General features: G+C 72.3%; 14 protein-coding genes and 1 tRNA gene. 10 read left to right on the top strand and 5 right to left on the bottom strand.

The features are described from left to right. Positions 1-102: 102 nt before the first annotated feature. The 3 genes from GTY56_RS04745 to GTY56_RS04735 are packed head-to-tail and all read right to left on the bottom strand — an operon-like array spanning position 103 to position 5,185. Positions 103-2,247 (bottom strand): acetate--CoA ligase family protein, encoded by a 2,145-nt coding sequence (locus GTY56_RS04745; RefSeq protein WP_161362769.1) that lies wholly within the window; start codon positions 2,245-2,247, stop codon positions 103-105. A gap of 4 nt (positions 2,248-2,251) precedes the next feature. After that, positions 2,252-3,493: a formyl-CoA transferase gene (frc, locus tag GTY56_RS04740; RefSeq protein WP_107453859.1), complete on the bottom strand. Its 1,242-nt coding sequence runs from the start codon at positions 3,491-3,493 to the stop codon at positions 2,252-2,254. Positions 3,494-3,502: 9 nt separating this feature from the next. Then, on the bottom strand, positions 3,503-5,185 hold the full coding sequence (locus GTY56_RS04735; protein ID WP_161362768.1) for a thiamine pyrophosphate-binding protein: 1,683 nt from the start codon (positions 5,183-5,185) through the stop codon (positions 3,503-3,505). Between the two features lie 143 nt (positions 5,186-5,328). On the opposite strand from GTY56_RS04735, the gene sucC reads away from it, so the two are divergent. From sucC to GTY56_RS04720, 3 genes are all read left to right on the top strand, one after another. Continuing rightward, complete coding sequence (sucC, locus tag GTY56_RS04730) at positions 5,329-6,459, top strand: ADP-forming succinate--CoA ligase subunit beta (RefSeq protein WP_161362766.1); 1,131 nt, start codon at positions 5,329-5,331, stop codon at positions 6,457-6,459. 14 nt (positions 6,460-6,473) lie between these two features. Beyond that, on the top strand, positions 6,474-7,388 hold the full coding sequence (sucD, locus tag GTY56_RS04725; RefSeq protein WP_161362764.1) for a succinate--CoA ligase subunit alpha: 915 nt from the start codon (positions 6,474-6,476) through the stop codon (positions 7,386-7,388). Positions 7,389-7,710: 322 nt separating this feature from the next. Then, complete coding sequence (locus GTY56_RS04720) at positions 7,711-9,234, top strand: aldehyde dehydrogenase family protein (protein WP_161362762.1); 1,524 nt, start codon at positions 7,711-7,713, stop codon at positions 9,232-9,234. A gap of 146 nt (positions 9,235-9,380) precedes the next feature. On the opposite strand, the gene GTY56_RS04715 is transcribed toward GTY56_RS04720, so the two are convergent. Next, the gene (locus GTY56_RS04715; protein ID WP_161362760.1) at positions 9,381-10,712 is read right to left on the bottom strand and encodes a DUF2254 domain-containing protein; all 1,332 of its coding nucleotides are present in this window, start codon (positions 10,710-10,712) and stop codon (positions 9,381-9,383) included. Positions 10,713-10,854: 142 nt separating this feature from the next. Between GTY56_RS04715 and GTY56_RS04710 the strand changes: the two genes are divergently transcribed. Further along, positions 10,855-10,939, top strand: a tRNA-Leu gene (locus tag GTY56_RS04710). A gap of 68 nt (positions 10,940-11,007) precedes the next feature. On the opposite strand, the gene GTY56_RS04705 is transcribed toward GTY56_RS04710, so the two are convergent. Beyond that, positions 11,008-12,723: a helix-turn-helix domain-containing protein gene (locus GTY56_RS04705; RefSeq protein ID WP_161362758.1), complete on the bottom strand. Its 1,716-nt coding sequence runs from the start codon at positions 12,721-12,723 to the stop codon at positions 11,008-11,010. Positions 12,724-13,029: 306 nt separating this feature from the next. On the opposite strand from GTY56_RS04705, the gene GTY56_RS04700 reads away from it, so the two are divergent. The 6 genes from GTY56_RS04700 to GTY56_RS04675 all read left to right on the top strand — a co-directional run bounded on the left by GTY56_RS04700 (position 13,030) and on the right by GTY56_RS04675 (position 21,092). Beyond that, the gene (locus GTY56_RS04700) at positions 13,030-14,778 is read left to right on the top strand and encodes an FAD-dependent monooxygenase (RefSeq protein WP_161362756.1); all 1,749 of its coding nucleotides are present in this window, start codon (positions 13,030-13,032) and stop codon (positions 14,776-14,778) included. Between the two features lie 45 nt (positions 14,779-14,823). After that, complete coding sequence (locus tag GTY56_RS04695) at positions 14,824-15,693, top strand: intradiol ring-cleavage dioxygenase (RefSeq protein WP_161362754.1); 870 nt, start codon at positions 14,824-14,826, stop codon at positions 15,691-15,693. Continuing rightward, positions 15,690-16,769, top strand: a complete 1,080-nt coding sequence (locus tag GTY56_RS04690; RefSeq protein WP_161362752.1) for a maleylacetate reductase — start codon at positions 15,690-15,692, stop codon at positions 16,767-16,769. Before GTY56_RS04695 ends, GTY56_RS04690 begins: the two co-directional genes overlap by 4 nt. Before the next feature lie 144 nt (positions 16,770-16,913). Next, a complete protein-coding gene (locus tag GTY56_RS04685) occupies positions 16,914-18,707 on the top strand; it encodes a S8 family serine peptidase (RefSeq protein WP_202509724.1) in 1,794 nt (597 codons plus the stop codon). Positions 18,708-18,735: 28 nt separating this feature from the next. Then, positions 18,736-19,815 (top strand): ComEC/Rec2 family competence protein, encoded by a 1,080-nt coding sequence (locus GTY56_RS04680; RefSeq protein ID WP_161362751.1) that lies wholly within the window; start codon positions 18,736-18,738, stop codon positions 19,813-19,815. Beyond that, positions 19,812-21,092, top strand: coding sequence for a patatin-like phospholipase family protein (locus tag GTY56_RS04675; protein ID WP_161362749.1), 1,281 nt, complete (start codon positions 19,812-19,814; stop codon positions 21,090-21,092). Before GTY56_RS04680 ends, GTY56_RS04675 begins: the two co-directional genes overlap by 4 nt. The last annotated feature ends 25 nt before the right edge of the window (positions 21,093-21,117 follow it).

Genomic DNA, 21,117 nt, shown 5'->3' with positions numbered 1-21,117 from the left:
CGTCGAAAGATCTGGCCAGCGCCCCCTGTCCCATGCCTTTCGTGCGCGTGCGGCTCCCGGGGCCGGCCGACGCGCACCGTCGGCCGGCCCCGCTCACTCACCTCATGTACCGCCCCCCAGCCGTCCCGCCTCCCGCGCCCAGCGGTACTTGGCGCCGAGCACGGCCACCGGCTTCTCGGTCGTGTACGGGTACGCCACGACCCCCCGCTCGAAGAGGTACTGGCAGGCCTCCTCGACCTCCACGTCCCCCGCGAGCGACGCCACCACGGGCTTCTCGATCCCCCGCTCCCGGAACTCGGCCACCACGCGCGCGGTGAGCTCCGCGAAGACCATGGGAGGAGTGACGATGGTGTGCCAGTAGCCGAGGACGAGCGCGTGGACGCGCGGGTCCTCCAGACCCAGCCGGATCGTCGCCTCGTACGTCGACGGCGGCTCGCCCCCGGTGATGTCCACCGGGTTGCCCGCGGCCCCGAAGGGCGGGATGAACCTCCGGAACGCCTCGTCCAGGTCCGGCGGGATCTCCATCAGCGACAGGCCGTTGTCCGTCACCGCGTCGGAGAGCAGCACACCACTGCCGCCGGCGCCCGTGATGATCACGACGTTGTCGCCCTGGGGAGCGGGCAGCACCGGCAACGCGCGCGCGTACTCCAGCATCTCGTTCAGCCCCGGAGCCCGGATCACCCCGGCCTGCCGCAGGATGTCGTCGTACACGGCGTCGTCGCCCGCCAGGGCACCGGTGTGCGAACCGGCCGCCTTGGCACCCGCCGCCGTCCGCCCGGCCTTCAGCACGACCACCGGCTTCTTCGGCACGGTGGCCCGCGCCGCCGCCACGAAGGCGCGGCCGTCCTTGAGATCCTCCAGGTGCATCGCGATGCACTGGGTGTTCGGATCCTCGCCGAACCAGGTCAGCAGGTCGTCCTCGTCCAGGTCCGACTTGTTGCCGAGCCCGACGATCGCCGACACGCCCGTCTTGGTGGTCCGCGCGAAGCCCAGGATGGCCATCCCGATGCCGCCCGACTGCGAGGTCAGCGCGACCCCGCCCTTGACGTCGTACGGCGTGCAGAACGTGGCGCACAGGTCCTGCCAGGTCGAGTAGTAGCCGTAGATGTTCGGCCCCAGGAGCCGTACGCCGTGCCGCTCGGCGATCGCCACAATCTCCGCCTGGAGTTCGTGCTCGCCGGTCTCCGCGAACCCGGAGGGGATCAGGACGGCGTTCGGGACCCTCTTGCGTCCCACCTCCTCCAGAGCCGAGGCCACGAACTTGGCGGGGATCGCGAAGACCGCCACATCCACCTCACCGGGAACGTCCGTGACACTCTTGTACGCCTTGCGGCCCAGAATGTCATCGGCCTTGGGGTTCACCGGATGGATCTCCCCGGCGAACCCTCCGTCGATGAGGTTGCGCATCACCGAATTGCCGATCTTGCCCTGCTCATTGGAGGCGCCGATCACGGCGACCGAGCCCGGCTGCATCAGCCGGCGCATCGAGGTGAGGATCTCGTCGCGTGAGTACGTCCGGCGCGGCACGGGCTGCGACTCGGCGAGGATCACCCGGATGTCGGCCGCGACGGCCCCCTCCGCCGTCGCGATCACCGGGTTGAGGTCCACCTCGGCGATCTCGGGGAAGTCCGCGACGAGTTCCGAGACCCGGCGGATCTGCTCGGCGACGGCCCACCGGTCCACGCCCGCCTGGCCGCGCACCCCGCGCAGGATCTCCGCCGACCGGATCGAGTCCAGCATCGACAGCGCCTCGTCGGCGTCCACCGGCGCGAGCCGGAACGTGACGTCCTTGAGGACCTCGACGAGCACCCCGCCGAGCCCGAAGGCGACCACCTTCCCGAACGTCGGGTCCGTGACCGCGCCGACGATGACCTCCTGCCCCTTCGGCAGCAGCTCCTGCACCTGCACGCCCGAGATGCGGGCATCGGCGTCGTAGGCGCGCGCGTTGTCGATGATGGTGTGGAAGGCGGCCCGTACGTCGGTCGCGCCCTCGACCCCGACGATCACTCCGCCGGCGTCGGTCTTGTGCAGGATGTCCGGCGAGACGATCTTCATGACGACGGGCCCGCCGAAGCGTGCCGCGAACGCCACGGCCTCGTCGACGTCCGTCGCCAGTTCCTCGCCCGGTACGGCGATCCCGTACGCGTCGGCGATCACCTTGCCCTCGGGCGCCGTCAGCGCGGTCCGTCCCTCGGCCCGCACGGACTCCAGGAGGGAACGCACCCGCGAGACCCGGTCTTCCGCCATCACGTCAGATCACTCCGTTCGACTTGAGCAGGCGCACTTCCTCGTCGCCGAGGCCGAGTTCGCCGACGTAGACCTCTTCGTTGTGCTCGCCGAGCAGCGGGGAGCTGGTCACCTCGACGGGGGAGTCGGACAGCTTCAGCGGGCTGCCGACGGTCACGAAGTCGCCGCGCTCGGGGTGGGGGACGGTGACGACCATGTCGTTGGCGGCGAGCGAACGGTCCTCGATGATCTCCCGGGTGGAGAGGATCGGCCCGCACGGGATGTTGCGCGCGTTGAGCCGCTCCAGCACCTCCCACTTGGGCAGCGTCGAGGACCACTCCTCGATCAGCTGGAACATCTTCCCGAGCTTGGGCAGCCGCGCCTCGGGCGTCGCCCACTCGGGGTCGTCGGCCAGCTCGGGCCGGCCGATGAGCTCGCTGATCGGCTGCCAGCCGACGGGCTGCACGATGACGTACACGTAGTCGTTCGGGCCGCCCGGCGCGCACTTGACGGCCCAGCCGGGCTGGCCGCCGCCGGACGCGTTTCCGGACCTGGGAACCTCGTCGCCGAAGTCGTCGTTGGGATATTCAGCGAGCGGCCCGTGTGCCAGACGCTGCTGGTCCCTCAGCTTCACCCGGCACAGGTTGAGTACGGCGTGCTGCATGGCCACGTTGACCCGCTGCCCGCGCCCGGTGCGCTCCCGTTGGTAGAGCGCGGCGAGGATGCCCGCCACGGCGTGCACACCCGTCCCCGAGTCCCCGATCTGGGCCCCCGTCGCCAGCGGCGGCCCGTCCTCGAAACCGGTGGTCGACATCGACCCGCCCATGGCCTGAGCGACGACCTCGTACGCCTTGAAGTTGGTGTACGGGCCCTCGCCGAACCCCTTGATGGAGGCATAGACGATCCGTGGATTGATCTCCTGGATGCGGTCCCAGGTGAAGCCCATCCGGTCCACCGCGCCCGGGCCGAAGTTCTCGACCATGACGTCGGAGCGCCGGATCAGCTCGGTGAGGATCTCCTTGCCGCGCTCGGTCTTGGTGTTGAGGGTGATGCTCCGTTTGTTGCAGTTGAGCATCGTGAAGTAGAGGGAGTCGACGTCCGGCAGGTCACGCAGCTGCTTGCGCGTGATGTCGCCGGTCGGCGCCTCCAGCTTGACGACGTCCGCGCCGAGCCAGGCGAGCAGCTGGGTCGCCGACGGCCCGGACTGGACGTGGGTCATGTCCAGGACGCGGATGCCTTCGAGGGCCTTGGTGGACGGAGGGGTCATCGGGGCACCTCACTTGTACATGGTCTGGTTCATGGTTCCGGGGGCGTACGCGTCGGGGTCGACCCAGACGTTGATCAGCGACGGCTTGCCGGACTCGCGGGCGCGTCGCAGCGCCGGGCCGATGTCGGCGGGGTCGCGGACCTCCTCGCCGTAACCGCCCAGCATCTGGGCGAACTTGTCGTAGTGGACGTCGCCGAGGGTGTTGCCGATCCGGTCGCGGTCCTTGCCGTACTTGGCGGCCTGGCCGTACCGGATCTGGTTCATGGAGGAGTTGTTGCCGACGATGCCGACGAACGGGAGGTCGTAGCGGACGAGCGTCTCGAAGTCCCAGCCGGTCAGGGAGAACGCGCCGTCGCCGAAGAGCGCGACGACCTCCTTGTCGGGCCGCGCCTGCTTGGCCGCGAGCACGAAGGGGACGCCGACGCCGAGCGTGCCGAGGGGCCCCGGGTCCATCCAGTGCCCGGGCGACTTGGGCTGCACGACCTGCCCGGAGAAGGTGACGATGTCGCCGCCGTCACCGATGTAGATCGAGTCCTCGGTGAGGAAGTCGTTGATCTCGCTGACCAGGCGGTAGGGGTGGATGGGTGAGGCGTCGGACCTCAGGTTCGGCAGCCGCTTCTCCAGAGCGTTCTGCTCGGCGGCCCGCAGCTCGTCCAGCCACTCCTTGCGCTTGGACGCACCGCCGTTGATGCGCCCGGAGGCCGCCTCCGTCACGGACTTCAGCACCAGACCGGCGTCGCCCACGATGCCGAGGCCGATGTCGCGGTTCTTGCCGACGGTGCGGTAGTCGAGGTCGATCTGCACGACGGTCGCGTCCGGCGACAGCCGCTTGCCGTAGCCCATGCGGAAGTCGAAGGGCGTCCCGACGACGACGATGACGTCGGCGCCTGAGAAGGCGTACCGGCGGGAGAGCTGGAAGTGGTGCGGGTCGCCGGGCGGCAGGGTGCCGCGTCCCGCGCCGTTCATGTAGGCGGGGATGTTGAGAGCCCGCACGAGATCGATGGCCGCCTCGGTGCCCCGGGTCGTCCAGACCTGGCTGCCGAGCAGGATGGCCGGCTTCTCGGCGTGCACCAGCAGGTCGGCGAGCTTCTCGATCGCCTCGGGGTCACCGGCCGAGCGGGTCGATGCGCGGTAGGCGCCTTCCTGCGGCACGCGGGCCTTGGCGGCCGGGACCTTGGCGTCCAGCACGTCACGCGGGATCTCCAGGAAGGAGGGGCCGGGCGCGCCGTGATAGCACTCGCGGAACGCCATGGACACCATGTCCGCGGCGCGGGCCGTGTCGGGTACGGTCGCCGCGAACTTGGTGATCGGGTTCATCATGTCGACGTGCGGCAGGTCCTGGAGGGACCCCATCTTGTGCTGGGTGAGGGCCCCCTGACCGCCGATCAGCAGCATCGGGGACTCCGCGCGCAAGGCGTTGGCGACACCAGTGACGGCGTCAGTCGTGCCGGGGCCCGCGGTGACCACCGCACAGCCGGGCTTGCCGGTGATGCGGGCGTAACCGTCGGCGGCGTGGGCGGCGACCTGCTCGTGGCGTACGTCGACGACCTCGATGCCCTCGTCGACGCAGCCGTCGTAGATGTCGATGATGTGGCCGCCGCACAGCGTGTAGATGCGGTCGACTCCCTCGGCCTTCAGCGCCTTGGCTACGAGATGACCACCGGAAATCAAGTCCTGGGTGTCGTCGGGCATGGCGAAGTCCTGTCCCTTCGTAGGGGGTTGGAGCGACTCGCAGTACATTGCATACAGTCGACGAATACTGTATGAAGCTTGTTATCCCGCATCCGGTGGGTGGTGTCCAGGGGGCGTGCGGCACTTTCAGTCAGGAGCCGGAAATGGACCTGTACGAACACCAGGCAAGGGAACTCTTCGAAGAACACGGCATCTTGGTGCCCTGGGCCGAGGTGACGGACTCGCCCAAGGAAGCACGCGAGATCGCACGCAGGCTCGGCGGGCGAGTCGTGGTGAAAGCCCAGGTGAAGACCGGTGGACGCGGCAAGGCCGGCGGAGTGAGACTCGCCGCCGACCCGGCCGCCGCGGAGCTGACCGCACGCCAGATCCTCGGCATGGACATCAAGGGCCACACGGTCGGCAAGGTCATGCTGGCCCAACCCGTCGACATCGAGAACGAGTTCTACGTGTCTTACGTACTCGACCGCGCGGCGGGCCGCTTCCTCGCGATCGCCTCGGCCGAGGGCGGCATGGAGATCGAGGAGGCCGCCGCCACGCGGCCGGAGGCGGTCGCCCGCATCCCCCTCGACCCGGCCGAGGGCATGACCTCGGCCAGGGCCACCGAGATCGCCGACGCGGCCGGGCTGCCGCCCCAGGCCGTCGACGTCCTCGTACGCCTGTGGCAGGTACTGGTCCGCGAGGACGCCCTCCTCGTCGAGGTCAACCCGCTCGTCCGCACGACGGACGGCCGGATCCTCGCGCTCGACGGCAAGGTCACCCTCGACGACAACGCCCGCTTCCGGCAGGCCCGCTGGGGCGCGGACGACACCGGGCACGACGACCCGCTGGAAGCGGCCGCCGCCGCGAAGGGCCTCAACTACGTCAAGCTGGACGGAGAGGTGGGCATCATCGGCAACGGCGCAGGACTCGTCATGTCGACCCTCGACGTGGTCGCCGGGTGCGGCGCGCGGCCGGCCAACTTCCTCGACATCGGCGGCGGAGCAAGCGCCCAGGTGATGGCGGACGGGCTGTCGGTCATCCTCTCCGACCCGGCCGTGAAATCCGTCTTCGTCAACGTCTTCGGCGGGATCACCGCCTGCGACGCGGTCGCCGACGGCATCGTGCAGGCCCTGGAAACCGTCCGGCTGACCAAGCCGCTCGTCGTCCGCCTGGACGGCAACAACGCGGCCCGGGGCCGGGCCGTTCTCCACGAGCACGCCCATCCGCTGGTCCAGCAGGTCACCACCATGGACGGCGCCGCCGCCCGTGCCGCCGAACTCGCCGGCACGGCCTGAGGAGAGGGAACGCCATGGCCATCTACCTCACCAAGGGGAGCAAGGTCCTCGTCCAGGGAATGACCGGCGGCGAGGGCATGAAGCACACGCGGCGGATGCTCGCCGCCGGCACGAACGTCGTCGGCGGGGTGAACCCGCGCAAGGCCGGCCGCACCGTCGACTTCGACGTCCCCCAGCGCCTGAAGGGCCTGGGAGGTGCACCCAGGGCCGTGCCCGTCTTCGGCTCGGTCGCCGACGGGATGCGCGCGACAGGAGCGGACGTCACCGTGGTCTTCGTGCCGCCCGCCTTCGCCAAGGCGGCCGTCGCCGAGGCGGCGGACGCCGGGATCGGCCTCGCCGTCGTCATCACCGAGGGCATCCCCGTCCACGACTCCGTCGCCTTCACCGCCTACGCCCAGGACAAGGGCACCCGCATCGTCGGCCCCAACTGCCCGGGCCTCATCACACCCGGCCAGTCCAACGCGGGCATCATCCCGGCCGACATCACCAAGCCGGGCCGTATCGGACTGGTCTCCAAGTCGGGCACGCTCACGTACCAGCTCATGTACGAGCTGCGCGACATCGGCTTCTCCACCTGCGTCGGCATCGGCGGCGACCCCGTCGTCGGGACCAGCCACATCGACTGCCTCGCCGCCTTCCAGGACGACCCCGACACCGACCTGATCGTCCTCATCGGCGAGATCGGCGGCGACGCGGAGGAACGGGCGGCGGCGTACATCCGCGAGCACGTCACCAAGCCGGTCGTCGGATACATCGCCGGTTTCACCGCACCCGAGGGCAAGACCATGGGGCACGCGGGTGCGATCGTCTCCGGCTCCTCCGGTACGGCGGCCGGGAAGAAGGAGGCCCTGGAAGCGGTCGGGGTGAGCGTGGGCAGCACACCGACCGAGACGGCGAAGCTGGTGCTCGCGCGGCTCGAGGGGCGCTAGCGGGCCACCCCCTCCGGCTCCGGCCGGTTGTCGGGCTACCTACTCCGGCTCCCCGGCCGGTTGTCGGGCTACCTACTCCGGCTCCCCGGCCGGTTGTCGGGCCATCCATGCCGGCCCCCCCGGGCAGTTGCCGGGCTGCCCACTCCGGCTCCCCGGCCGGCTGCCGGGCCACCTGCTCCGGCTCCCCGGCCCACTTCAGGGCCCCCACTCCGGCTCCCGGCCGGTTGCCGGGCAGGCTGCGCCTACACCCCGGCCGATGACCGAACCGGCCCCTCCGGCGAATTCCCCCGCCCCCGACCGTGCACCGAGAGCGGAGCAACCCTTGGCACCCACCCTCACTCTCAAGACCGGCACGTCCTGGCCCGACGCGTGGCGGCGCTGTCTCGCCGTCGCCCCCGAGGCCTTCCGCGACGACCGGGTCCTCAACCTCTGGAACGGCGCCTGGCAGGAGGACGGCCGGGTCCTGCCCGCCGTCAGTCCCGTGGACGGCATGCCGATCGCCGGGCCGCCCCGCCTGGACGGAACCACCGCCCACCGGGCCGTCTGTGCCGCCCTCGACCAGCACCGCGCCTGGCGGCATCTCCCCCTGGAGGAGCGCCGGGCCCGGGTCGCGGCCACTCTCGACGCCCTCGCCGAACACCGCGGTCTGCTCGCGCTGCTGCTCGTCTGGGAGATCGGCAAGCCCTGGCGGCTCGCCCGGGCGGACGTGGACCGGGCCATCGACGGGGTCCGCTGGTACGTCGACGGGATCGAGCCGATGCTCGACGGCCCCGTGTCCAACATCGCCAGCTGGAACTACCCGATGAGCGTGCTCGTTCACGCGGTGCTGGTCCAGGCACTGGCAGGCAACGCGGTCATCGCCAAGACCCCGACCGACGGCGGTGTCGCCTGTCTGACCCTGGCCTGTGCCCTCGCCGCCCGCGAGGGAATCCCCGTGACCCTCGTCAGCGGCAGCGGAGGCGAGCTGTCGCAGGCGCTGGTGCGGGCACCCGAGATCGGCTGTGTCTCCTTCGTCGGCGGCCGTGACACCGGCGCCGCTGTGGCCACGGCCGTCGCCGACCTCGGCAAACGACACGTACTCGAACAGGAAGGACTCAACACCTGGGGCATCTGGAACTACTCGGACTGGGACACGCTCACCGCGGTGATCCCCAAGCTCTTCGACTACGGCAAGCAGCGCTGCACGGCGTACCCGCGCTTCGTCGTCCAGCGGCACCTGTTCGACGCGTTCCTCGCGGCGTACCTCCCTGCGGTGCGTACGCTCAGGGTCGGGCATCCGCTCGCCGTGGAGCAGCCCCACGACCCGTACCCGGAGCTGGACTTCGGGCCGGTGATCAACGCGGCCAAGGCGAAGGAACTGCGGGACCAGGTCGCCGAGGCGATCGAGCGCGGCGCCGTACCGCTGCACCGCGCCACGCCCGACGGCGCCCGTTTCCTGCCCGGCCAGGACACCTCCGCCTACGTCCAGCCGGTCACGCTCCTCAACCCGCCCTCGTCCTCTCCGCTGCACCACGCGGAGCCGTTCGGCCCGGTCGACACGATCGTCCTGGTCGACACGGAGGCGGAGCTGCTGGCCGCGATGAACGCCTCCAACGGCGCTCTGGTCGCCACGCTGTCCACGGACGACCGGGCGACGTACGACCGGCTCGCCCCGCACATCCGCGCGTTCAAGGTCGGCCACGGCACGCCCCGCTCCCGGGGGGACCGCGACGAACTGTTCGGCGGGCTCGGAGCTTCCTGGCGCGGCGCGTTCGTCGGCGGGGACCTGCTGGTGCGCGCCGTGACGCGGGGACCGGAGGGGGAGCGGCTGCCGGGGAACTTCCCGGAGTACCAGCTGCTGCCCTGAGGCAGGGGGCGCGTCCGACGCCGGTTCCCGCGGGGTTCGCTTCGAGGAGCCGGCGTCGGACGCCGTGACGAGCGACCTGCCATGGCGGGCCGGACCTCTGCGGACCGGTCCCGGGCGCGCGGCGCGATGTTCCGGGGAGATGTCGCTCAGCCGATGCCCTGCCGGTCCGGGCGCAGGGCGAAATCCCGGTCCGCCTCGTTCGGCGCCGCCAGATCGACGGCCTGCCGGAGCAGTTCGCGATGGCGCAGCAGCGGCTCGCGGCGTTCCGGCGGCGCGAGCAGGAGCAGGTCGTCGAGGCCGGCCAGCAGGCGCCGGGAGATCTGAGGGCTGCCGACGGCGCATCCCCGTACCTCGGCGAACCCGAGGTCCACCAGCTCGGTCCAGTCCGGCACCGGCTGCACCAGCCGCACCGCACCGGCCCGGTCCCGGTGCAAGGCGGCGTCCAGCGGCCGCCGGCTCAGCGCCGCCAGGAACTGGACGACACGGTCCAGCGCCTGCACGGCGGTCGTCGGGTCGTTGATCGCGGGCGACAGGGCGCGCAACGCGATGTCGGACAACTGCCGTAGCCCGAAACCGAGATCCTGGTGGTAGGTCCGCTCCACTCCGACCGAGATCGCGTAGCGCAGCATCCGGCGCGGCGGGACCGGCCCGCCGTGGACCGCCAGCAGGGGCATGCCCGGCACCACGAAGTCCCCGATCCGCGGGATCAGCCGCAGGACGACCCCGTGCTTGCGCGCCACCCGCACCAGCCGCGCGACATGCACGTCCCGCAGCACCCCCGCCCGGCCCTCGTGCGGCACCGAAGCGGTCACGGCGCCCAGGCCGGGGACCTCCTGGCCGACCGCCGGGACGGGCATCGAGGCGGCCACCCGGAACGACTCCGAGGCGATCCGCGCGATCACATGGCTGATCCGCATCAGCCGCAGCGTGGAGTTCACGTACAGCACGAAGAGCAACAGGCTCAGCCCGACCATGCACAGGGTGAGCACCGACTGCACCAAGGGCGCCGACGTGACGGCCCGGGGGTCCTCGACACTGTCGAAGCTCGTCATGACCAGCAGGGTCAGCACGAAGGTCGCCAGGAACACCGCGAAGGTCGCCTTGGTGATCCGGCTCCGGACGAAGAGCCGCACCACCCGCGGGGTGAACTGCCCGCCGGCCATCTGCACGGCCACCAGCGAGATGCTGAAGACCACACCGATGAAGGTCATCATCGCCGAGCCGACCGCGCTCACCACGGCCTTCGCGTCCTCCGCGAACCGCAGCAGCTCGCCGAGCGTCTCGTAGTCCCGGTCCTCCTGGAGCGCGTCGACGATCGCCGCGTCGAGCGCCACCGCCCCCACCCAGACCACGAACACGCACACCATCGCCGCGGTCGGGGCGAACCAGAACGTGTCCCGCAGATGCTCCCTGAGCGGTGACAGCGCACGGGGGCGACGCCCCGCCCGGGATCTCTGCGTAACCATCCAGTCACTCATGGTGCGACCCTAGAGGTATCGCAGTGCGAGGTCCGGGACCCCCGCCAGGCGCACGGAAACGCAGGTGAAAGGCACTCCGAAAGCTTGGTATTGTTGTCCGTGTCGCCGCGGGGAACACCCCTGGCAAGGCGGCAGACACCTGGTCCGGGTGGCGGAATGGCAGACGCGCTAGCTTGAGGTGCTAGTGCCCTTTATCGGGCGTGGGGGTTCAAGTCCCCCCTCGGACACAGACCAGCTCGGGCGGGTCGAGATCTTCTCGACCCGCCCGAGCTGTTGTGCGTCATCCTCCCGGGCCTCAGCGCCGGTACTCCCGCAGTTTGCGGTACAGCGTCGCCCGGCCGATCCCCAGCGCGGCAGCCGCGCGTGCCTTGTTGCCGCCGTGGCGGCGCAGCGCATCCAGGATCGCGGCGCGCTCGGCGTGCTCCATCGGGCTGAGCGGGCGCGCGGCCGGCCCTTCGCGAACGGCGTCCGGCAGCTCCGCCCGGCGCACCGGCCCGCTCGCCCGCCGCCGCTCCGCCAGGGCCCGTACGACATGGGCCAGCTCGGTGACGTTCCCGGGCCAGGGGTACTGCTGGAGCGCACGCAAGGCGTCCAGGGTCCACGTCAGCGGCGGCTGTCCGGGCGCCGTGCGGGGAGCGAGGGCCGGCAGGAGTTCCGGTAGGTCCTCGGTGCGTTCGCGCAACGGCGGCAGGGCCACCGAGCGGGCGGACAGTTTGTCCAGCAGGCGCTCCAGACAGGGGCCGACCGGTGCGCCGGGTGTGTAGGTGACCATCAGCCGGGTGTCCGGGTGCTGGTCGAGCAGGGAGTTGAGCGCAGCCACGCCGGGCTGCGCCAGGCGCTCGGCGTGACGGAGCAGGAGCGGGCGGCCGGGCTGCCACACCGGCAGGGCCTGGCCGAGACCCGGGTCCCGCGCCGCGTCGGCGGCCTGGGCGGGCTCCGGGCCGAACAGCTCCCGCGCCAGCGCGGACTTGCCCGTGCCGCGCTCGCCGGTGAGCAGCAGGGGTTCCGGGGAGCGGGCCAGTTCGACGGCACGGCCGACGGCGTGCCGCCAGGGGACCGAGGAGCCGGTCAGTGCGACCGGCGGGGCCGCGGCCGGGGGCTGGGGCGCCGGATCGTCGAGCGGGTCCAGGGCGGCCACGATCCCGATCGGCCTGCCCTCCAGGCGGACCGGCGTGACATGTGCGGTGCACCCGGCTCCCTCCGGCAGCTCCGCGAAGCCCGTGGCGTCCGTGTCCCGGGCACCGGCCGCCGTACGTTCCAGCACCGCGAGCACTTCGGGCGTCAGCAGCCGCTGGGCCGCGTCGCTGACCAGCCGGTTGCGGCCGTCGAGGGCCACCACGGCCCGGTTCTGTCCCTGTGCCGCCCGCACGTAGGCGTCCAGCAGCACCCGCTCGCCCCGCCCGGCCCGCGCCCGCAGTTCGGTCTCGACCGCGGTGGCGGTCGCCTCGGCGAGCGCCGCCTGCGGATGCGGCCGGCGCGCTGCGGACAGCCGGGACGCGACCGTCAGCGTGCCCAGCACCTGCCCGCCCTCCGGACCGAGCACCGGGACGCTGACCGCGGACACGTCCTGCCACCGGTCGAGGAAGTGCTCGGGCCCGTGCACCTCGGCCCGGCTCCGGACGCGCAGGGCGAGGGCCGCGCTGTTGTTGCCGACCGCCTGCTCCGACAGCACCGCGCACCCGCCCAGCCCGGGCACGCTCCCCGCCGTCCACAGCACGCGCAGTCGCTCGTCGGTCAGGACGAGCAGCGACCCGTCCACGCCCAGTGCGGGGGCGATCCGGTCGAGCACCGGCCGGGCGGCACCGAGCAGGACCGACTCCCCGGGAGGCGGCGGACAAGCCACCGGCTCCTCCAAGTCGTGCGGCACACCGAAGAACCGCGCGCGCCGCCACGCCGCGATGAGCTCCTCCGGCACGTCCGGGGGCAGCGGACGTCCCGACAGGAACCGCTCGCGGGCGGTGCTCAGCGAGGGCGGGGCGGTGGCTGCGGGGGAGGGGTCTGTGGTGGTCACGGCACGGACCACCGTAACGGGTTCGGTTGAACGAGCAACAACCGCTGGGGTCCGGTCCGCCTCACCGGTGTCCCGGCAGGGCACGGCCCCGTCCGGCAGGCACGGCCCGTCCGCCGGCGGTCTCGTAGGGGCACAGCCCGCCGCACCGGGCGTCTCGTAGGGACACGGCCCGCCGCACCGGGTGTCTCGTAGGGACACGGCCCGCCGCACCGGGTGTCTCGTAATGAGACACCCGAGGCCGACGGGAGCACGCCATGATCACGAGGTCCGACTCCCCGCCGCCCGAACCCCTCCGCAGGAGCGCCCGTGTCCACCGTCGTCGAGACCGACGTCCTGATCGTGGGCAGCGGCCCGGCCGGTGCGTCGGCCGCGCTCGCCCTGAGCACCTACGGCGTCCCCAACATCGTGGTGACCCGCTACGCGAGCCTCGCCGACACCCCCCGTGCGCACATCACCAACCAGCGCACCATGGAGGTGCTGCGCGACCTCGGTGTGGAGCAGGAGGTCGTCGCGCAGGCCACTCCGCAGCACCTGATGGGCAACACGACGTTCTGCACCAGCCTGGCGGGCGAGGAACTGGGCCGGGTGCGCTCCTGGGGCAACGACCCGCTCGTGCAGGCCGAGCACGAACTCGCCAGCCCCACCCGCATGTGCGACATGCCGCAGCACCTCATGGAACCGGTCCTCGTCAACGCCGCCGTCGCCCGCGGCACCCGGCTCCGCTTCCAGAACGAGTACCTCTCCCACACCCAGGACGCCGACGGCGTCACGGCCACCGTCCGCGACCGGCTGCGCGGGGACACGTACGAGATCCGCGCCAAGTACCTGATCGGCGCCGACGGAGGACGGTCGAGGGTCGCTGCGGACACCGGGCTGCCGATGGGCGGTCAGATGGGCGTGGCCGGCAGCATCAACATCGTCTTCGAGGCGGACCTGAGCAAGTACACCGCCCACCGCCCGTCCACCCTCTACTGGGTCCTCGCCCCGGGCGCGACGGTCGGCGGCATCGGCGCGGGGCTGGTGCGCTGCGTGCGCCCGTGGAACGAGTGGCTGATCGTCTGGGGCTACGACGTGAGTGCCGGGGCACCCGACCTGACCACCGAGTACGCCGAGTCGGTCGTCCGGCAGCTCGCCGGCGACGACGACATCCCCGTGACCGTCAGGTCGTCCTCGGCGTGGACCGTCAACGAGATGTACGCGGAGTCGTACGCGAACGGCCGCGTCTTCTGCGCCGGCGACGCCGTGCACCGGCATCCGCCGTCCAACGGCCTCGGCTCCAACACCTCGATCCAGGACGCCTACAACCTCGCCTGGAAGCTCAGAATGGTCCTCGACGGCACCGCCCACCCGAGGCTGCTCGACAGCTACACCACCGAGCGCGCCCCGGTCGGCCGGCAGATCGTCACCCGCGCCAACCGGTCCATCCGGGAGACCGCCCCGGTCTTCGAGGCCCTCGACGGCCTCTCCCCGCAGACCCCCGAGCAGCTGTGGGCCAACATCGCGGCCCGCAAGGACGCCACCGAGGCCGCCGAGAAGCAGCGGGCGAAGCTGCGCGAGGCGATCGCCTTCAAGGTCTACGAGTTCAACGCGCACGGCGTCGACCTCAACCAGCGCTACCCTGCCGACGGTTCTGCCGCGATCGTCCCGGACGGCACGCCCGACCCCGGCTTCGCCCGCGACCCCGAGCTGTACCACCAGCCGTCCTCCCGGCCCGGTGCCCGGCTGCCGCACGCCTGGATCACCTCCGGCACCTGCACGCTCTCCACCCTCGACACGATCGGCCGGGGCCGCTTCACCCTGCTGACCGGCATCGGGGGAGAGGCCTGGGCGCGGGCGGCCGAGGCGCAGGAGGTGGAGATCACCACGGTGGTGATCGGCCCCGGGCAGCCGTACGAGGACCCGTACGGCGACTGGGCACGGCTGCGGGAGATCCCGGACGCGGGCGCCCTCCTCGTACGACCGGACGGGTTCGTCGCCTTCCGGCACCACGGCGCCGGTCCGGACGCCGGGAAACTGCTCACGGACGCGCTGCGGCGCATCCTCGGGCACGCCTGACCGCGCCATCATGGACGAAGTGGACGTCGACGACGAGGAGCCGGGATGACCACCGACGCGACCGGGGCCGGCATCACCGAGCAGGTCCTCGCCGGCCTGCGCGGGACCGCGGATCCGAGGCTGGGGGAGCTGCTCACCGGCCTCGTCCGCCACCTGCACGACTTCGCACGCGAGACCCGGCTCACCCAGGAGGAGTGGGAGCGGGCGATCGCCTTCCTGACGGCGACCGGCCAGGCCTGCACCGACACGCGCCAGGAGTTCATCCTGCTGTCGGACGTCCTGGGCCTGTCCATGCTGGTGGAGACCCTGAACGGCGATCGCGCGACGGGGGCCACCGAGTCGACCGTGCTGGGCCCCTTCCACCTGACCGAGTCGCCGGTCCGGGCGCTCGGCGACGACATCGACCTGGTGGGCGGCGGCGAGAGGTGCGTGGTCAGCGGCCGGGTGCGGTCCGCCGACGGCACGCCGCTGCCCGGCGCCCTCATCGACGTCTGGCAGGCCGACGACAAGGGTTACTACGACGTCCAGCAGCCCGGAGTCCAGCCCGCCGGCAACGGACGCGGGCTGTTCACCGCCGACGCCGAGGGCCGCTTCTGGTTCCGCACCTGCGTCCCGGCGGCGTATCCGATCCCGACCGACGGCCCGGTCGGCGGGTTGCTGCGCGCGACCGGGCGGCACCCCTACCGCCCCGCGCACATCCACTTCATCGCCGAGGCCGAGGGCCACACGCCCGTCACCACGCACATCTTCGTGGCCGGCGGCGACTACCTCGACTCCGACGCGGTGTTCGCCGTCAAGCAGAGCCTGGTCCAGGACTTCACGGAGACGGACGACCCCTCGCTGGCCCGGGAGTTCGGCGTGACGAACCCCTTCCGGCACGCCCGCTTCGACCTCGTCCTGGAGCGGGCCGCATGACGTTCCAGGAGCGGTTCACGTACGAGACCCGGCCCGTGCGGGTCGTCTTCCGGCCCGGCGCGGCCGTCACGGCCACCCCGGACGAGGCGGCCCGCCTGGGTCTGCGGCGGCTGCTCGTGGTGTGCGGCAGCCGGGGCGAGCCGGTGGCACGGACGGTGGCGGACGCCCTCGGCGACAGGTGCGCCGGGCTGCACCCCGAGGCGCGGATGCACGTGCCCGTCGAGGACGCCGACCGGGCCGTCGCCGCTGCCCGGGCGGCCGGTGCGGACGGCTGCGTCGCGGTCGGCGGCGGCTCCGCCATCGGGCTCGGCAAGGCGATCGCCCTGCGCACCGGACTGCCGCTGATCGCCGTGCCGTCGACCTACTCGGGCTCCGAGATGACCCCGGTGTGGGGCCTGACCGAGCAGGGCGCCAAACGCACCGGCCGCGACCCGGTCGTCCAGCCCCGCAGCGTCGTCTACGACCCCCGCCTCACCCTCTCCCTGCCCCTCCCCCTGACCGTGACCAGCGGGATCAACGCACTCGCGCACGCCGTCGAGGCGCTGTACGCCCCGGACGTCTCCCCGCTGGTCTCGGTCATGGCGGAGGAGGGCGTCCGGGCGATGACCGAGGCGCTGCCGCGGCTGGCCGCCGACCCCGAGGACCTCGACGCGCGCGGCCGGGCCCTGTACGCGGCATGGCTGTGCGGCGCGTGCCTCGGCACGACCACGATGGGGCTGCACCACAAGCTGTGCCACGTCCTCGGCGGCACCTACGGCCTTCCCCATGCCGGGACCCACACCGTCGTCCTGCCCCACGTCCTCGCCCACAACGCCCCCGCCGCCCCGCAGGCGTTGACCGTACTGAGCCGCGCCCTCGGCGGCACCGACGACGCGCCCCGCGCCCTGTGGGACCTGGCCGGCCGGCTCGGCGCCCCACGCTCCCTCGCCGAACTGGGCCTGGCGGAGGGCGACGTGACCCCGGCGGCGGCCCGGGCCGCGGGCGAGCCGTACGCCAACCCGCGGGAGGTGACGGCGGAGGGGGTACGCGGCGTGCTGCTCGCCGCGTACGAGGGCGGTCCGCCTTCCACGGCATAGACGCCACCGGCCCGTGCGGGCACCCGCCGCGGTGCGGTTGCCGCGCAGGTGACCCGGGCGGAGGATGAAAGCAGGCCCTCCGGCCGCTGTCGCCGTCTCCCACCGTCCTGCGCAGGGCCGCACGCACGCGCACCGGGAGTCCACATGGACCGAGCCGACCTGTCAGCGGTGTTCTACGGGGACGGTCCCGTGCCCGTCCTGTGGGCCACCTACTGCCCCGTGCACTTCGACGTGTGGCTGGCGTTCGCCCAGCCGCAGAACGGGCCGGGGAGCGCCGACCGTCCCGGGGCCCCGGCCCCGGCGGGAGAGCGGGGACGCAAGGACCTGATCCTCGCGATCCGCGAGGAGTACGGCGTCGAGCAGGTGCTGGAGCGCTTCCAGACCCGCGGGCTGATGGAGAAGTGCCGTCCGATCGCCGCCGGCGGTTTCGTGGCGGCGCAGCTGACCCTGAAGGAACTCGTCAGCGACGTCCTGCCCCTGACCAGTCTGGCCGGCGCCGTGCGTGTCGCCCACGAACTCGCCCGGAACGGCGGGACCGAAGGCCTCGAAGCCGCCCTCGCCGGACACGTCAGGACCCCCGCCACCAGCGAGATCCACGACAGCATGGAGCGCCGGCAGGAACGCGGCCGGCACGTCACCTGGCTGCTGAGACTGCTGCACCGGATCGTGTGGAGCGCGCGTCCGGACCTGAACCGGGGTGAGACGCGGGAACGGGCCGTGACCGGCGTGCTCGTCGACATGCTGGACGCCGTCGTCGTGGACCCCGCGGCCGTGCGCCGGCCGCACCTGCCCGCCGAGCGGGTCGTCGACCGAAGGCAGAAGTACCCGGTCGTCTCCGTGACGACCAACCGCCCGGCGACCGGAGCGGTCGTACGGTCCCGCCGGACGATCAAAGCCGACGCGGCGGAGCAGGTCTTCTCGGTCGACACCGCCTCGATCGGCTGGGCCGTGGTCGACAGCGGCATCGACGCGCGGCACCCCGCCTTCCACGACTGGGACACCACGGGGCCGAGACCGCAGCCGCTCCGGACGCGTATCGCCCGCTCCTTCGACTTCACCGGCGTGCGGGACAAGCTCCCCGCCGAGGTGCTCGTGGGCGGTCTCGTCAACTGGGTGGCAGCTCTGCCGTCCGTCGAGACCACCCCGTCCCCGGAACAGCCCGCGCGGCCACCGCCGGCCGACCATCACGGCACCCACATCGCCGGCATCATCGGCGGCTGGTGGCCGGAGCTGGAGTTCCGCGGGATCTGCCCCCGCATCCGGCTGTACGACTTCCGGGTCCTCGACGACGACGGCGGTGGCGACGAGTTCTCCATCGTCACGGCGTTGCAGGCGATCCGTCACATCAACGAGCAGGCCGGGCGGCTCATCGTCGCCGGGGTCAACATCAGCTTGTCGGTGCCGCACGACGTCGCCGGCCACTCCACCGGATGGACCCCCGTGTGCGTCGAGTGCGACCGGCTGACGCGGTCGGGCGTCGTGGTCGTCACCGCGGCCGGCAACTCGGGATTCGCCGGCACCGCGCGGACCGTGGGTGCCGACTACCGGGACATCAGCATCTCCGACCCCGGGAACGCGGAGTCCGTCATCACCGTCGGCTCCACGCACCGCAGCAACCCGCACCGTCACGGCGTCAGCTACTTCTCCAGCCGGGGCCCCACCGGCGACGGGCGGCCCAAGCCCGACCTCGTGGCGCCGGGGGAGGACATCGACGGCCCCATCCCCGGCGAGGGCATCGCCGCCATGCACGGCACCAGCCAGGCGGCGGCGCATGTCAGCGGCGCCGCGGCCATGCTGCTGGCCCGCAACCGGGAACTTCTCGGCCGCCCGGAACGCGTGAAGGAGATCCTCTGCGCCACGGCGACGGACCTGGCTCGCGAACGCCACTTCCAGGGCCATGGACTCGTCGACGTGCTCCGCGCCATTCAGTCCGTCTGACGGATCGGTCCACCAGCCAGGAGCCGGCATGTTCACCTTCGAATTCCTCGACGCCCACCACGGCGACTGCTTCCTCGTCCACTGGGGCGCCCCCCGGGACCGGGTCATGCTCGTCGACGGCGGCCCCGGCGGCGTCTACCGGGCCACGCTCCGGGGACGCCTGCTGCAACTCGGTGGACGAGACGGCGACGACCCGCCCCACCTCGACGTCGTGTGCCTCTCCCACGTCGACGACGACCACGCCGACGGACTCGTCCGGCTCTTCCGCGACATGAGGCAGGCCCAGCAGGACGGGGACGCCCTGCCGTACGCGGTGGACACCCTGTGGTTCAACTCCGTGGAGGAACTCGTCGACCGGCGCGCCCCCGGTCTGAGCGCCTCCGTCCGGCCGCTGCTCGAACGTGCCGCCACCGACACGGCGGCCGGGGCGAGTTACCGGCAGGGCCGCGACATCCGCGACGCGGCCACCGCACTGCGCCTGGACGGCAACGCACCGTTCGGCGGCCCGCTCACCGAGGGCGCCGAGGCCGTCCTCGACGACCTGGACGTCACCGTCGTGGCGCCGGACGACGAAGCGCTGGAGGAACTGGAGGAGCGGTGGCGCAAGGCGAAACAGCGAAACGAACCCGACGTCATCACCGCGGGCTACGTCGACGGGTCCGTGCCGAACCTCTCCAGCATCGTCCTGCTGCTGCGCCACGCGGACTGCACCGCCCTGCTCACCGGTGACGCCCGCGGTGACCGCGTGCTGTCCGGGCTGCGCGCGCTGGGCATGCTCGACGACTCCGGGCCCCTCCACGTGGACCTGCTGAAACTGCCCCACCACGGCAGTGACCGCAACGTCGAAGCGGACTTCTTCGAACAGGTGCGGGCCGACCACTACGTCATATCCGCCGACGGCGTCCGCCACCACCATCCCAGCGAGGACACGCTGCGCTGGCTCGTCGAGTCCCGGGCACCGGACGACGCGTACGTCGTCCACCTGACCAACCACATCCCGTTCGCCGAGGAGGAACTGACGCGGCTGCGCGAGGGCCGCGCCTTCGACGTCGACGTCCGGGCGCCCGCCGAGCAGGCGCTCCTGATCACGATCGGAGACCCGCCATGACCACCTCCCGGCAGGCGCCCGCCCCGTCCGCGTCCCCGTCCGGCGCCGTGCCCGCCGCCGGACCGCGGTGGGCCGTCGACTCACCCGCCGCGGGCACCGGCCTCACGGCCCGTCCCTGCGGTGACGCTCTCCGCCCCGCCGAACCGCCCGCCACCGCGCACCCGGTCGCGCTCGCCCTGTCCGGTGGGGGCTTCCGCGCCACCCTCGCCGCCCTGGGCTTCGTGCGGCTGCTGGCCGACACCGGGCAGCTTTCCCGGCTGCGGTACTCCTCGTCCGTGTCCGGTGGTTCGGTCGCCAACGGCTTCCTCGCCACCGCCTGGCCCGCGCTGCGGAGGGAGAACTTCACCGCACGGGCCGTCGACGAACTGGTGGTCGAGCCGGTCGTCGACCGCGTCTCCTCCCGCTCCCTCAAACGCGCCCTCGTCCGCGGCCTGTGGCGGACCCTCGGCCCCTCGACCCGTACGGATCTCCTCGCCCGGCGTCTGGACGAGTGGTTCCTGCGGGAGACCGAACTGGAGCACCTGGACCCGGAGGTGCGCTGGATCGTCAACGCGGCCAACCTGACCACCGGTGCGCGCTTCACCTTCGAACGCGACGTGTACGGCGACTACACCATCGGGCTCGCCCCCACCGCCGGCACACGGCTGCGGCTGAGCCGGGCCGTGTCGGCCTCCGCCGCGGTGCCCGGCGCGTTCCCGCCGGTCGTCCTCGACCAGGCTGCCTTCCCGTGCGCCACGCACCCGCCCGCCCTGCTCGACGGCGGTACGTACGACAACACCGGTCTGGAGGCCATCGACTCGGACCGCTACCGGAACACCTTCCTGTGCGTCCTCAATGCCGGAGGTCTGCTGCGCCCCGGCGTGTACGGGCACGTCCCGGTGGTACGGGACCTGGCCCGGGCCAACTCGCTGCTGTACCGCCAGAGCACCACGCTGCGGACCCGTGCCGTCGTCGAACGCTTCGAGCGCGCGAGGGCCGTCGGGCCGGACGGTGAGACGCCCCGCGGTGCCCGCCGCGGGATCCTCGTCCAGCTCTCCACCGGTTTCCCGGCCGACGGCCCGGACGCGCTGCGCCGCTGGCGCGCGGCCTTCCCGGAACACCCGGCCCACGACGGCCGCCACCTCGCCCTCGTCCCCACCGTGTTCGACCGCCTCGACCCCGCTCTCTGCCGTGCGCTCGTCCATCGCGGCTGGTGGCTCGGCGGCGCGGCCCTCGCGGCGTATCACCCGGAGCTGCTTCCCGGTGACCTGTCATCGCTGCGCCCGCCGCGCCGATGACACCCCGGTCGGCGACGGCAGCAGG

Origin of the sequence: Streptomyces sp. SID5643 (assembly GCF_009872555.1) — a bacterium.
GTDB classification, from domain to species: domain Bacteria; phylum Actinomycetota; class Actinomycetes; order Streptomycetales; family Streptomycetaceae; genus Streptomyces; species Streptomyces iakyrus.
Note: the sequence above shows the minus strand (reverse complement) of the source record. Positions and strands in the feature narration are given on the sequence as shown.